The sequence below is a fragment of the Rhodococcus sp. AW25M09 genome, from assembly GCF_000333955.1.
Classification (GTDB): Bacteria; Actinomycetota; Actinomycetes; order Mycobacteriales; family Mycobacteriaceae; genus Rhodococcoides.
Genome location: NZ_CAPS01000015.1, coordinates 1 through 12,361, shown reverse-complemented (window position 1 = coordinate 12,361; position 12,361 = coordinate 1). Strand labels below are relative to the sequence as shown.

13 protein-coding genes and 1 pseudogene are annotated in these 12,361 nt (G+C 63.9%); 9 read left to right on the top strand and 5 right to left on the bottom strand.

What is annotated here, in order from left to right:
• Nucleotides 1-75 precede the first annotated feature (75 nt).
• Both RHODMAR_RS28870 and RHODMAR_RS02730 read right to left on the bottom strand, forming a co-directional pair.
• Nucleotides 76-1,585: pseudogene (locus RHODMAR_RS28870) on the bottom strand (DUF222 domain-containing protein).
• 267 nt (nucleotides 1,586-1,852) lie between these two features.
• Nucleotides 1,853-2,095 carry a hypothetical protein gene (locus tag RHODMAR_RS02730; protein WP_008711059.1) on the bottom strand — a complete coding sequence of 81 codons (243 nt, stop codon included), beginning with the start codon at nucleotides 2,093-2,095 and terminating at the stop codon, nucleotides 1,853-1,855.
• 69 nt (nucleotides 2,096-2,164) lie between these two features.
• On the opposite strand from RHODMAR_RS02730, the gene RHODMAR_RS02725 reads away from it, so the two are divergent.
• On the top strand, nucleotides 2,165-2,758 hold the full coding sequence (locus tag RHODMAR_RS02725) for a TetR/AcrR family transcriptional regulator (protein WP_042937724.1): 594 nt from the start codon (nucleotides 2,165-2,167) through the stop codon (nucleotides 2,756-2,758).
• A gap of 9 nt (nucleotides 2,759-2,767) precedes the next feature.
• Here the strand turns inward: RHODMAR_RS02725 and RHODMAR_RS02720 are convergent, their stop codons facing one another.
• A complete protein-coding gene (locus tag RHODMAR_RS02720; RefSeq protein WP_008711056.1) occupies nucleotides 2,768-3,172 on the bottom strand; it encodes a hypothetical protein in 405 nt (134 codons plus the stop codon).
• Nucleotides 3,165-3,560, bottom strand: a complete 396-nt coding sequence (locus RHODMAR_RS02715; RefSeq protein WP_232433556.1) for a hypothetical protein — start codon at nucleotides 3,558-3,560, stop codon at nucleotides 3,165-3,167. The genes RHODMAR_RS02720 and RHODMAR_RS02715 overlap by 8 nt, the downstream gene beginning before the upstream one ends.
• Nucleotides 3,561-3,813: 253 nt before the next feature.
• On the opposite strand from RHODMAR_RS02715, the gene RHODMAR_RS02710 reads away from it, so the two are divergent.
• The 8 genes from RHODMAR_RS02710 to RHODMAR_RS02675 are packed head-to-tail and all read left to right on the top strand — an operon-like array spanning nucleotide 3,814 to nucleotide 11,203.
• Nucleotides 3,814-4,338 carry an MSMEG_0572/Sll0783 family nitrogen starvation response protein gene (locus tag RHODMAR_RS02710; RefSeq protein ID WP_008711051.1) on the top strand — a complete coding sequence of 175 codons (525 nt, stop codon included), beginning with the start codon at nucleotides 3,814-3,816 and terminating at the stop codon, nucleotides 4,336-4,338.
• A gap of 8 nt (nucleotides 4,339-4,346) precedes the next feature.
• Nucleotides 4,347-5,402 (top strand): MSMEG_0568 family radical SAM protein, encoded by a 1,056-nt coding sequence (locus tag RHODMAR_RS02705; protein WP_042937722.1) that lies wholly within the window; start codon nucleotides 4,347-4,349, stop codon nucleotides 5,400-5,402.
• Nucleotide 5,403: 1 nt separating this feature from the next.
• Complete coding sequence (locus RHODMAR_RS02700) at nucleotides 5,404-6,816, top strand: MSMEG_0567/sll0787 family protein (protein ID WP_008711047.1); 1,413 nt, start codon at nucleotides 5,404-5,406, stop codon at nucleotides 6,814-6,816.
• On the top strand, nucleotides 6,813-7,694 hold the full coding sequence (locus RHODMAR_RS02695; RefSeq protein ID WP_008711045.1) for a carbon-nitrogen hydrolase family protein: 882 nt from the start codon (nucleotides 6,813-6,815) through the stop codon (nucleotides 7,692-7,694). The genes RHODMAR_RS02700 and RHODMAR_RS02695 overlap by 4 nt, the downstream gene beginning before the upstream one ends.
• Nucleotides 7,687-7,977, top strand: a complete 291-nt coding sequence (locus RHODMAR_RS02690; protein ID WP_008711043.1) for an MSMEG_0570 family nitrogen starvation response protein — start codon at nucleotides 7,687-7,689, stop codon at nucleotides 7,975-7,977. The genes RHODMAR_RS02695 and RHODMAR_RS02690 overlap by 8 nt, the downstream gene beginning before the upstream one ends.
• Nucleotides 7,974-9,275 carry an MSMEG_0569 family flavin-dependent oxidoreductase gene (locus RHODMAR_RS02685; protein ID WP_008711042.1) on the top strand — a complete coding sequence of 434 codons (1,302 nt, stop codon included), beginning with the start codon at nucleotides 7,974-7,976 and terminating at the stop codon, nucleotides 9,273-9,275. The genes RHODMAR_RS02690 and RHODMAR_RS02685 overlap by 4 nt, the downstream gene beginning before the upstream one ends.
• Nucleotides 9,276-9,281: 6 nt before the next feature.
• Nucleotides 9,282-10,133, top strand: coding sequence for a carbon-nitrogen hydrolase family protein (locus RHODMAR_RS02680; RefSeq protein ID WP_008711039.1), 852 nt, complete (start codon nucleotides 9,282-9,284; stop codon nucleotides 10,131-10,133).
• On the top strand, nucleotides 10,130-11,203 hold the full coding sequence (locus tag RHODMAR_RS02675; protein ID WP_008711037.1) for an MSMEG_0565 family glycosyltransferase: 1,074 nt from the start codon (nucleotides 10,130-10,132) through the stop codon (nucleotides 11,201-11,203). Before RHODMAR_RS02680 ends, RHODMAR_RS02675 begins: the two co-directional genes overlap by 4 nt.
• Here the strand turns inward: RHODMAR_RS02675 and RHODMAR_RS02670 are convergent.
• Nucleotides 11,185-12,216 (bottom strand): adenylate/guanylate cyclase domain-containing protein, encoded by a 1,032-nt coding sequence (locus RHODMAR_RS02670; protein ID WP_042937720.1) that lies wholly within the window; start codon nucleotides 12,214-12,216, stop codon nucleotides 11,185-11,187. The genes RHODMAR_RS02675 and RHODMAR_RS02670 overlap by 19 nt on opposite strands.
• Nucleotides 12,217-12,361: the final 145 nt, after the last annotated feature.

Genomic DNA, 12,361 nt, shown 5'->3' with positions numbered 1-12,361 from the left:
CAACCTCGTCCAGCCCCGCACCGTGTTCTCGGTGCGGGGCTGGTGTTGGTTTCGGGGTCGCTCAGGTGAGGCGGTTCAGGCGATGTGGGGGCCTGCTCGGGCGTGGGATTGTAGGGGTTGTCGGTGGGGGTCGACGGTGGCCGGGGGTATGAACCAGGGGTGGTTGTCGGCGGCGATGAACACTTCCCAGTCGCTGTGGTGGATGAGTCGGTGGTGGAATCCGCAGAGGAGGACGAGGTTGTTCATGTCGGTGGGTCCGCCGTCTGCCCAGTGCCAGATGTGGTGGCCTTCGGTCCAGGCGGCGGGTTTGCCGCAGCCGGGGAAGGCGCAGCCGTGATCGCGGGCTGTCAATGCTCGTTTCTGTTTGGCGGTGACGGTGCGGGCGGTGCGGGCGAGGTTGAGTGGGTTGCCTGTGTCGTCCATGACGATGGCGGTGAGGATGCAGTCGCAGGCGAGTTGTCTGGAGGTGTTGCGCGAGAGTGGTCCCATCCAGGGCAGCCAGCCGACAGAGGTGCCGTCGCCGAACATATCCCGATACGCGCCGCGATCAGGGGTCGGTCCGGCAGCGCTGCCGCAATCATCGCCACTGCCACTGCCACTGCCACTGCCACAGTCACAGCCGCTGCCACTGCCACTGCCACTGCCACTGCCACTGTCACTGCCGCTGCCACTGCCACTGTCACTGTCACTGCCGCTGCCACTGTCACTGCCGCTGCCACTGTCACTGTCACTGTCACTGTCACTGTCACTGTCACTGCCGCTGCCGCTGCCACTGTCGGCTGCCGCTGCCGCTGCCACTGTCGGCTGCGCTTGCTGCGGTGCCGCGGAGGTCGGTGAGGTCGCGGAGGTTGATGTGGAGGTTGACGTGGGGTTTGTCGCCGCCTTCGTTCGGGCGGTCGCTGGAGGCGAGGTAGTGGTCGAGGATCTGCCCGAACGCGTCGGCCCTGCGTTTGGCGGGGCTGCGCGGGTCTGGGGTGCCGTCGACCGCGGGTCTCGGTTCGGTCAACGGTGAGAGTGCGGTGAGCAGTTTTTCTCCGGTGACAGCATCGAAATCCCCCTTGAGTGCCAGGCGTCCGTTCAGGGTTTTCGAGGCGAAGAGTTCGTTGCGGTCGGTGTCCTCGGCGGGTGGCTTGTTGCCGCCGTAGAGGTCGTGCAAGCGGGTGATCGCTGCGCGCAGTGGGCCGGTACGGGCGTCGGGTCCGGTCGCGGCTTTGATCAGCGCTGCCCGGGCCATATCGCAGCCCTCTTCGGGGAGGTCCTTGGGTGGGGTTTCGGCGAAGTCGAGGATCAGGGCGGCGTGGTCGAGGGACATGACACCGGTGTTCACGGCGTCGGCGATGTCGGGAAAGGCAGCCATTCCGCGGGCGAGGGCGAGAATCTTGTTGGCTTTTCCCGCCGAGAGCAGGGTGGTGGAGGTCAGCCAGCCGGCGGGGCCGGGGAAACCGAGTTTCTCGCGGGAGACGCGGGTGTCGATTTCGGCGACGAGGGCGATACGGCGGGCTTCCAACAGTTGAATCTGATGGGAGACGTCAGCGGCGGCGGCGAGGAGTTCGTCCTCGCTCAGTTGCCAGATCGCTGTGGTCATGCCATGAAGTGTATCGAACAAATGTTCGACTGGCAATGATGATGCAATCGAAAACTATTGCTGTGCATAAGGATTCGACAATCAAAACCTGTCGGTGGCTTGTGGTAGGAGCTACGGCACCCGTTTCCAGATGACAATCGCTGCAGCGACTCCGATCGCGAGCAATGTGGCGACTATTCCGATTTTCCACATGAAGTCGACGAACAGGTGGTCATCAGCTCGTTGCCATCGGCTTTCGGTGTTGTCATGAACGGTCCCCGTCTTCGTTCAGGCGCTGCGCGGCCGATCTCGCCGCGCGTGCGGTCCACGATCCCCGGGCGGAGGACTGGGAATGTCGCGTGCACAGGTCTGCCGCGCGCTCGGCCATCGGCCCGAGTTGTCGTTTGGTCGAATTCCATTTCCCAGGCGTTTGAGATGCACGGCGACGCCGAAGAGCGTGACGGCGACGACGGTCACGATCGCGGCGATGATGGCGAAGCGTACGAGTAGCAGTGTCAGAACGGTTTCCATGGTCAACCTCTCCTTAAAAGCATGGATGTGCTAAATAAGAAAGTAGCACGAACCTGCTATAAAAGAACAGTGCCCAAAGTTGTAAATCCCGTCGAACGGCGTCAGAGAATCTTCGAAGCCGTCTTCGACGTCGTCGTCGAAGCCGGAATCGGGCAGGTCACGTTACGTGCGGTAGCCGATGCGGCGGGATTGGCCATCGGATCGATTCGCCACTACTTCTCTTCGCGTGACGAATTGATCGGTGCAGCCTCCGAGGAAGTGATCGACCGCATCACCGAACGGATCGCGGCGCACCGAGATCGGTTGGACGGCAGCAAGGATCGCCTCGCGATCGCCGAGGACATGCTCTGTGAGCTGCTACCACTGACCGACCGCACATCCCGTGAGGTTCTTGTTTGGCTCGAGATCGTCACGTCAGGCCGTACCGATCCGGTACTGAGTGCCTCGGCCGACAGGCTCTTCACAGGGTCGCGGACCCTGGCGGGCCTGATTGTCATGCATGCCGAGCTGGTATCGAAAGCGGAGTCGGTGCTCGAAACCGAAAGGCTGGCGGCAATGATCGATGGACTCGCGCTCAGAGCCTCTCTTCACCCCGATCAGCTGCCGCCTGCATTGGCGCGAAGCGTGGTGCGTCGACACCTGCGTCAATTGTCGAAGGGGTGAAGCGGGCTTCTACCGCCGCCGGGTCTTTCGCAACCACCACAGTCCCGCGATCGGGAGTACCACCGGGATGAAGACGTATCCCGAGCCGAAGTGCGACCACACCGTCGGCTCCGGAAAATCCTGGGGCTGGATGTAGCTGAGGGCGCCGATGCCGATCACTCCGATGAGTTCGATGACGCAGGACACCGTCACCACTCGTCGAGAAGCTTCGGTTGCTCTGGCCAAACCGAACGTGGCCACGATGTACACCACGGCCGCGAATGCCGACAGGATGTAGGCCATCGGGGCGTCGTCGAATCGGGTGGTGAGCTGCACGATCGAGCGTGATGTCGCGGCCACGGCGAACACGGCGTACACGGCGATGAGGAAGCGCCCGAATCCGGTGCGCGTCGCTTGCTGGAGGTTGTCAGGCATATCCGGCCCAAATCTGGCTCAGGCGCAGCACCATGGCCGCGAGGGTGAGGACGGCAACGAGCAGTACTGCGGTGCCGCCGCGGGAACGGTCGCCCAGGGACCACCACGTCCCGAGCGGAAGCAGAAACAGGAGTCCGACGAGATACGAGCCGAACGTCAGCCGGTGAATGTCGCGATCGGAGGTGAACATCAAGACGAAACCGATCACGGCCTGCAGTGCCACGACGGCCTCGGTGGCGGCGATCGTCCAGAACAGTGCTCGATCGGACCTGTTCTTCAACAGAACGGGCCGGTTCGTGGCGAGCTTCACGAGCGCCCAGATGCCCACTACCAGGGACAACGCGTACAACAAGCCGGTGACGGCGCCGATCATCGAGTTCCTCGTCATGCTCGCAAGTGGATGGGTGGACCGGCCTTCACAGTAGCTGCGTAACACCACGTCAACACTGTGAGGCCCTTGAAACACGGCGTTGTTCCGAGCGTGACCAATCGGAAATGGGTAGGGCTTGTACTTGTTCCATGGCCGCAGAGGATCTGCTCTCTCGCCGGACATGCCCTCTCTTCCTCGGTGGACACCGGAGTCCACCGCATCCAGTCAGCTCTGTGAATCCAGCCAGCTCTGTGAACATTAGGAGAAGCACGTGTCAGACATCGATCAGACCATCGCCGAGAACATCAAGAAGTCTCTCGAAGAGATCCCGCACCCTTCACTTCCCAAGGGCAGCAACATTTATGGCTCCACCAAGATCTTTCCCGACTACAAGGCCGAGAACGGCGAAAGCTACTTCACGCTGGTGCACGGAATTGCCCACGAGTCGTCGGTGTCGTTCGTTGCGGTACTCCAGGCGACGCGCGCTCTGCGCAAGGGTTTCGAGTCGGCCATGTACTTCTACGGCCCCGGTGCCATCAATTGCCTTGCCACCCGCGGATTCCCGACGACCGGTGACTCCGGATTCCCCGGCGAGCAGAACATCAACGATTCCCTCGCGACGTTCATCGCCGAGGGCGGCACCGTGTACTGCTGCCGCTTCGGGCTTGCCCTGCACGGCGGCCGGGAAGAGGACCTGATCGAGGGCGTCATCCCGGCTCATCCCCTCGACGTGCAGGACGCGCTGATTCACTACGCGCGCAAGGGTGCCATCATCAACTCGACCTACATGGTCTAGGGGCTCTCGTGTCCATCAGCACGAGAGTGGAATTGGCGTTGCTCGGTATTCGAGGAGCGACGCCGGTATCCAGAACTGCCGGTGCCGGCCCGAGTGACGATGGACATGTCCGCATGGACGGCCTGGGCGCTGCCATCCCGCGAAATCCCCTGAGTCCATATGTGCTCGAAGAGGGGCGAGTTCTGTTCGACGGCAACGATATCGGTCTCGATATAGAAGCCGTCGAACGTCCGAAGTTCTACGACCTCGTGACCGCAGACGGCATCGCCTACGACAAGATCGCCAAGCTGCATGGCTCGAGCGTCCTCGCCACGACGGTGGTGCAGACCTGCATTCGATACGGCGCAGATCAGCGTTGCCGCTTCTGCTCCATCGAGGCGTCGCTCGAGGCGGGGGATACCATCGCCGTCAAGACTCCGGCGCAGCTGGCCGAGGTGGCCGAAGCGGCGGTACGGCTCGATGGCGTCACCCAAATGGTCATGACGACTGGCACCTCGGCGGCAAAGGATCGTGGTGCCCGCCACCTGGCCCGATGCGTGCGTGCCATCAAGGCGGTGGTTCCGGAACTGCCGATCCAGGTGCAGTGCGAACCGCCCGGCGACCTGCAGACGATTCAGGATCTGTACGACGCCGGAGCCGAATCGATCGGGATCCACGTCGAATCGCTCGACGACGAGGTTCGACGCAGGTGGATGCCGGGCAAGGCATCGGTCTCGATGGACGAGTACCGCGCGGCATGGAAAGAAGCCGTTCGCATATTCGGTCGCAACCAGGTCTCGACGTACATTCTGGTGGGACTCGGTGAGGATCCGGACGAGCTGGTCTCCGGGGCCGCAGAACTCATCGAGATGGGCGTCTATCCCTTCGTCGTACCGTTTCGGCCACTCGCCGGAACACTGGCGGTCGACGTCGATCGCGCGACGGCACCCGACGGTGATGTCCTCGAAAGCGTCACCCGACGCGTCGCCAAGGAACTTCAGGCTGCCTCGATGCTCGGTTCCGATCAGAAGGCAGGCTGCGCTGCCTGCGGTGCGTGCAGCGTCCTGCAGAACGCAGGAGGGTGATATGTACGGCTTGGAAGTACAGGATCTTGCTGGATTATCGGGCGCTGCAACCACTGTCGCGCAGCCGGGGTTCATCGTCCAGCCGTGCAACGGTGCGGCGGAACTGAACGCGTACCGGTCGTTGCGTAGAGCGACCTTCGTTGCCGAGCAAGGCCTGTTTGCCGGCACCGACCGCGACGACGTCGACGACGACCCGCGTGCGGTCGTTCTGGTCGCCACCGACCGAGATGGCATCGTGCTCGGCGGAGTTCGACTGGCTCCCTGTACCGCAACCGATCTGGGGTGGTGGGCCGGCAGTCGCCTCGTGGTCTCGGCGTCGGCGCGTACCTCCGGCGTCGGACCGGCCCTGGTTCGTGCCGCTTGTGCGCATGCGGAGAGCCGGGGTGTGCTTCGCTTCGATGCGACGGTGCAGAAGCGCAGCGAGCAGCTGTTCACCCGGCTCGGGTGGATCAGGCGCGGTGATGTCGAGGTGGCCGAGACGCCTCACGTGGCGATGTACTGGCCCATCGATCGCATAGAACGGCTGGCCTCATCCACCAAGGCGATGCTCGCCGGGGTGCTCGCGCCGCTGAAGGCGCAGCCACTCGGACTGGGTGCCAAAGGCTTTCGAGGCGATGACGGCGTCCCGGTGCCGGGGAGCGACTTGATAGCAGCGTGTGACGCGATCATCCCGTCGATGGTCGACCGTGACCCGGAGTGGGCCGGCTGGTGCGCGGCCTTGGTCAACCTGAACGACCTGTCTGCCATGGGAGCCCGAGCGGTCGGGATGCTCGATTCCGTCGGTGCACCCACGCAATCGCGACTGACCCGAATCATCCGCGGTCTCGCCAATGCTGCTGCGGCATGGCAGGTTCCGGTTCTCGGTGGCCACACTCAAGCGGGGGTTCCGTCGTCGCTGTCGGTCACCGCGCTGGGGCAGACCTCCAAGCCGGTGCGGGCCGGCGGCGGCAGCGTCGGAGATCGATTGACGCTCACCGCCGATATCGAAGGTGGTTGGCGGCGCGGATACCATGGTCAACAATGGGATTCGTCGTCGCGTCGAAACACCCCCGAACTGACTGCCATGGCGTCGTTCGTCGCCCGCACCGCGCCCAAGGCCGCCAAGGACGTGTCGATGGCCGGTCTGGCGGGAACCACCGGGATGCTCGCCGAGGCGAGCGGAACCGGTGCCATCCTCGATATCGCCTCGATCCCGAAGCCGGTCGCTGCGTCGATGGGTGAATGGATCACGTGTTTTCCTGGGTTCGCGATGATCACCGCGGACCGTCCCGGCGCCCCCACTGCGCCATCCGGACCTGCACTGTCCGCGGTCTGCGGAGAGCTCACCGATACTCCGGGCGTCGCGCTGCGATGGCCCGACGGAATCACCACTCGCGCGGTCACGTCCACTGTGACCGGATTGGGAGAAGCATGAACGACATCACCATTTCCGTCGCCGCAGCCGAATTCGGGCGCGACATGGAACAGGGCTATGCCACCATCGCCGCATTGCTCGCGGAAGCGCGCAGTCGCGGCAGCCGACTACTCGTGCTCCCCGAGGCGTGCCTGGGCGGATATCTGCCGAGCCTCGGCGGCGGCGACGAGACCGAGGAGTCGCGTCAGCGCCGGCTCGAGGCACTACCTCCAGCACTCGAACTCGACGGACCCGAGATCAAACGCGTCATCGACATGGCGGGCGACACCGTCGTCACGTTCGGATTCTGCGAGAAGGACGGCGACACCCGTTACAACGCCGCAGTCACGGTCGACGGCAGCGGCATCCTCGGCTCGTACCGCAAGGTGCACCAACCGCTCGGCGAGAACCTCTGCTACGACGCGGGCGACAGCTACTCCGCCTTCGATACTCCGGTGGGGCGGATGGGCATGCAGATCTGCTATGACAAGGGATTCCCCGAGGCTGCAAGGGAACTGGCACTCGACGGGGCCGAGATCGTCGCGTCCATCTCGGCGTGGCCGACGGCACGCACCGCGACCGTGGAGAACATGGAAGAAGATCGGTGGAAGCAGCGATTCGACATCTACGATCGGGCGCGCGCCCTCGAGAACCAGATCATCTGGCTCTCCGCGAATCAGGCGGGCACCTTCGGATCTCTGCGATTCGTCTGCAGCGCCAAGATCGTCGGACCGGGCGGCGAGATCCTCGCCGGTACGGGTGTCGAGCCGGGGCTGGCCACGGCCACCGTCGATGTCGAGTCGCTCATCGGTGCAGCCCGAGGTGGGGGAATGTACAACCTGCGCGATCGCCGGCCCTCGGTTTATCGGACCATCACCAAGGAGCCGGTCAATGCCTGAGATGTCGTTTGTCGTTCGTTGGCCCGATGGACGCGAACAGTCCTGCTATTCACCGTCACTGGTGATGCACGACTACTTGACGCCCGGTGAGGAGTACCCGGTGTCCGAGTTCGTCCAACGAACGTCGGAGGCGCTGACGGTGGCGAGCGATCGGGTTCTCGCGAAATTCGGCATGCGGTGCACCTCGGCCGCGCAGCAGATGGAAGAGATCCACGGTGTCAGTACCTCGTACGAGGCCGGTGCCGTTCGAGTACTGAGCATGTCCGGAGCTGAATTGTTATGACTCAGAACAGCGAGACCCCGAACATCGAGACCCCGAACAGCGGGACCGAGCACCACACCGTGATCGTGATCGGTGGCGGTCAAGCGGGCTTGTCCATCAGCTGGCACCTGACGCAACGAGGCATCGAACATGTTGTGTTGGAGCGAGACACCATCGCGCACGAGTGGAAAGATTCGCGCTGGGACAACTTCACTCTGGTGACGCCGAACTGGCAGTGCGCCCTTCCCGGATACTCCTACGACAGTGACGACCCCGACGGGTTCATGCAGCGCGACGAGGTCCATGCCTTCGTGCGGCGCTACGCCGAGAGCTTCGATGCGCCGGTGCGAGAGCATGTTTCGGTCGATCAGGCCTTGCAATCAGCGGCAGGTGGCTTCGATCTCGAGACCTCGTCCGGGCCGATGCATGCCGAACAGATCGTCGTTGCAGTGGGCGGATACCACATCCCCACCATCCCGAGATTCGCCGAGAAGCTGCCGGCCGATATCGTCCAGATCCACTCCTCCGACTACCGCGGGTCACACCAGTTCCCGGACGGTGACGTGCTGGTGGTCGGCACCGGACAGTCCGGCGCACAGATCGCCGAGGACCTGCACCTCGACGGCCGGCGCGTGCACCTGGTGGCCGGTACCGCTCCCCGCGTCGCACGCTTCTATCGCGGCCGTGATTGTGTCGCCTGGCTGCACGACATGGGAACGTACGATGTCTCCATCGAAGATCAACCCGGTGGCGTCGGCAAACGCGAGAACACCAACCACTACGTCACCGGCCGTGACGGTGGTCGCGACATCGACCTGCGCGCATTCGCCGTCGAGGGTATGCAGCTCTACGGCAGATTGCTGGGAGTCGAGGACGGCGTACTGCAGTTCGCGCCGACCTTGGAGGCGTCCCTCGATGCCGCCGACCGGGTGGCAGAGAGCATCAAGGACTCCATCGACACATACATCGAGCGCGAGGGAATCAACGCTCCCACCGAGAAGCGCTACGTGCCGGTGTGGCGCCCCGAAACCGAGACCACCGAACTCGACCTCGCTGCCGCGGACGTCAAGGCTGTCGTGTGGTCGGTCGGCTTCCGCACCGACTATCGGTGGCTGAAGGTCGGTGCCTTCGACGGCGAAGGCCATCCGACTCACAACCGCGGGGTCACCGCCGTTCCCGGCCTGTACTTTCTCGGCCTACCGTGGCAGCACACCTGGGGTTCGGGACGCTTCGCCTCGGTGGCCCGTGACGCAGCATTCCTGGCCGATCAGATCGGCCTCGAGATCAGTGCCGCGCAACCGCAGAGTCAGCTGGTCTGATCAGTCGTGGCCCCCATCAAGATCGGCGCGCTGGCAGCGCATTTCGGGCGGGATGTCGACCGGGCCGTACTGAAGATCACCACGATCATCTCCAGTGCGGCTCGAGAAGGCATCGACCTCCTCGTGCTGCCCGACGCATCCCTCGGGGGCTATATCGACAGCCTGAGCAATCCGGATCCCGCCGAGTTGCCGCCCACCCTCGATCCGGACGGTCCGGAGCTGGCCGCGATCATCGCGGCTGCAGGGGATATGACGATTTGTATCGGGTACACCGAACTGTCCAAGGGTCTGCGGTACAACTCTGCAGTGTGTTTGACCGGTGACGGCATTCTCGGTAGTCACCGTAAGGTGCACCAGCCGCTGGGAGAGTCGCTGGCCTACGCGGCCGGAGATCGCTTCGACGCCTTCGACACTCCGGTCGGGCGGATGGGCATGCTCATCGATTACGACAAGACGTTTCCGGAGTCGGCGCGGGCGCTTGCCCTCGACGGCGCGAGAATCATTGCGGCGCTGTCAGCGTGGCCGGCCAGCGTCACCGATCGAGCGTCCTCGCTGCCGAACGACCGGCAGTCCCGGCTGTTCGATCTGTACGACGCCGCCCGAGCGGCCGAGAACCAGGTGGTGCTGGTCTCGTCGAATCAGACCGGCGTGATGGGGTCTCTGCGATTCCTGGGGCAAGCAAAGATCGTCGGACCCGGTGGTGACGTACTGGCGAAGACCTGGTCCAAAGGCGGCCTGGCCGTCCACGAGATCGACGTCGACGCCGAGGTGGACCGGGCTCGCAGAGGGTTGTACCACCTCGCCGAACGTCGGGTCGATGCATATCCGAATCTGTTGCAGGAGAAGCCGGATCAGTGAAGATCGCCCTGCTCACGTACTCGTCCAAGCCGCGTGGCGGCGTGGTGCACACGCTGGCACTGGCCGAGGCGTTGGCCCGCCGCGGGCAGGACGTCTCGGTGTGGTCTCTCGGTCGGGGCGGTGACAGCACGTTCTTTCGTCCGGTCGACCCGGCCGTCACCGTGCGGATGGTGCCGTTCGAACACCGCGACGGGGAAAGCGTCGGCGCGCGGATCCTGCGATCGATAGACGTTCTGCGAGAAGCGTTCACCCTGGACGAGTACGACATCGTGCATGCCCAGGACTGCATCTCGGCCAATGCTGTGGGCCGCTGCATCAGGACCATCCACCATCTCGACGAGTTCATCACGCCCGAACTTGCCGCGTGCCACGAACGCGCGATCACCGCACCGTATGCACGCATCTGCGTATCGGCAGCGGTGGCGAACGATGTCCGCCTCGGATGGGGATTCGAGCCCGCCGTGATCCCCAATGGAGTCGACGCCCAGCGATTCGGTGCGGCTGCGCAATCGGGGCGATCACACTGGCGCACGAAGCTCGGCCGGTACGTGCTCGCGGTGGGCGGTATCGAGCCGCGCAAGGGAAGTCTCGACCTGCTCGACGCCTTCGCCCGGCTACGGTCCGATTCAGGCAATCGAGACCTGCGGTTGGTCTTCGCGGGCGGTGAGACGTTGTTCGACTATCGAGAGTACCGCGCGGAGTTCGACCGTCGTGCCGAGGAACTCGGCGTCGAGCCGGTGATACTCGGTACCGTCGTCGACGACGAGTTACCGCACCTCGTCGCCCAGGCCGCCGTCTTGCCGTTCTTCTCCACGAAGGAAGGCTTCGGTCTGGCGGCCATGGAGGCACTCGCCGCGTCGACCCCCGTGGTCGCGCGAGATCTGCCGGTACTGCGAGAAGTGTTCGGAAACAGCGTCGCGTACGCCTCCTCGGTGGAATCCATGGCCACCGAACTGCATCGTGCTCTTCTCGCGCCGCGCAATCCTGAGACCGGCAGAGCATTGGCGCGCAGCCTCACCTGGGACGAGGCCGCGCGTCGACACGTGGAGTTCTATTCCTCGCTGCGGTGACCGCCACGTTTGTTTCGACGCAACGCATGCGGCTTGAGCTTGTGGAAACCCTTGACCCGCAGTGAGCGAATCGATTTGAGGTAGAACTCGGAATCGTGCCGCAGTTCCTCGGTCATGACGGTATCGACGAGCGTCGTCCCTGGATTGGCCGAGCTGGTCAACCGTGCGGCGATATTGACCACCGATCCGTACAGGTCGCCGTAGCGGGCCAGAACCGGGCCCCAGGCCAGTCCGACGCGGAGATCCGGCATGTCCCCCTGCTCGTCGAATGCATCCTGCAGGTCGAGAGCGATGTGGGCGGCGTCCTCGGGAGTCTGCGCGCTGAACATCACCTCGTCGCCGACGTTCTTGATCACCGAACCACGACCGCGCGCAATGATATTGGTGGCGAGGGACTCGAATTCCTCGAGGAGAGTCGTCAGTTCGCCGATGTCGAGTCGACGGGTGAGGCTGGTGTAGCCGACCATGTCTGCGAAGCCGACGGCCATGGTGGGGCTGTCGGTGGCGTCGTCGGGATCGACGATGGACCGCCCGGCGGCTGCGGCCAGGTGCCGACGCCACGTGTAGCCCTGGAGCGCTTCGAGGGTGGGGACGGTCTCGGCCGCGATGTCTCGGGCGTTGCGCCGGATCGCGTCGATGTCGTTCTTGTCGTCGTCGATGCTGGTGATGCGCTCGAGTATGTGAGAGTTCACAACGCCCACTTGCCATTCCGCGAGCCTGGACATCGACTGACCGAGAGTGCGAGCGATCGCGACCTCCATCTCGGGCTTGATGACCTTCTGCTCGGTGAGGCCGGTGATGAGCTTCAGCGCTTCGAGATCGGCGTCGGTGTACACGACCGCCTCGGTGTCGGTATGGATCGGGAATCCCATGCCGATCCAGAGGGCGATGACCCGCTCGAGTGGTAGCCCCGACTTCTCGACGATGTCGGAGCGGGTGTACTTCGGTGTGCCCCCCAGGAGATTGCGTTCGATCTCCGCTTGCACCACCGAGTTGATCTGGTTCTCAGGCATATCCCAACGTTCTGTCGAAATAGGAACGGACATCGTCCACGTACGCGTCGATTTTCTCGGGTTCCCAATCCGTGGTGGGAATGGGCTCGCCGATGGTGACCCTGACGGTACCGGAGTGGACGGTGAAATCCTTTTTCCACATCAC

Excerpts from the sequence above, each read along its gene's own strand:
- RHODMAR_RS02715 (WP_232433556.1), bottom strand. The coding sequence starts at position 3,560 with ATGACGAGGAACTCGATGATCGGCGCCGTCACCGGCTTGTTGTACGCG.
- RHODMAR_RS02695 (WP_008711045.1), top strand. The coding sequence starts at position 6,813 with ATGAACGACATCACCATTTCCGTCGCCGCAGCCGAATTCGGGCGCGAC.
- RHODMAR_RS02685 (WP_008711042.1), top strand. The coding sequence starts at position 7,974 with ATGACTCAGAACAGCGAGACCCCGAACATCGAGACCCCGAACAGCGGG.
- RHODMAR_RS02720 (WP_008711056.1), bottom strand. The coding sequence starts at position 3,172 with ATGCCTGACAACCTCCAGCAAGCGACGCGCACCGGATTCGGGCGCTTC.
- RHODMAR_RS02670 (WP_042937720.1), bottom strand. The coding sequence starts at position 12,216 with ATGCCTGAGAACCAGATCAACTCGGTGGTGCAAGCGGAGATCGAACGC.
- RHODMAR_RS02730 (WP_008711059.1), bottom strand. The coding sequence starts at position 2,095 with ATGGAAACCGTTCTGACACTGCTACTCGTACGCTTCGCCATCATCGCC.
- RHODMAR_RS02700 (WP_008711047.1), top strand. The coding sequence starts at position 5,404 with ATGTACGGCTTGGAAGTACAGGATCTTGCTGGATTATCGGGCGCTGCA.
- RHODMAR_RS02690 (WP_008711043.1), top strand. The coding sequence starts at position 7,687 with ATGCCTGAGATGTCGTTTGTCGTTCGTTGGCCCGATGGACGCGAACAG.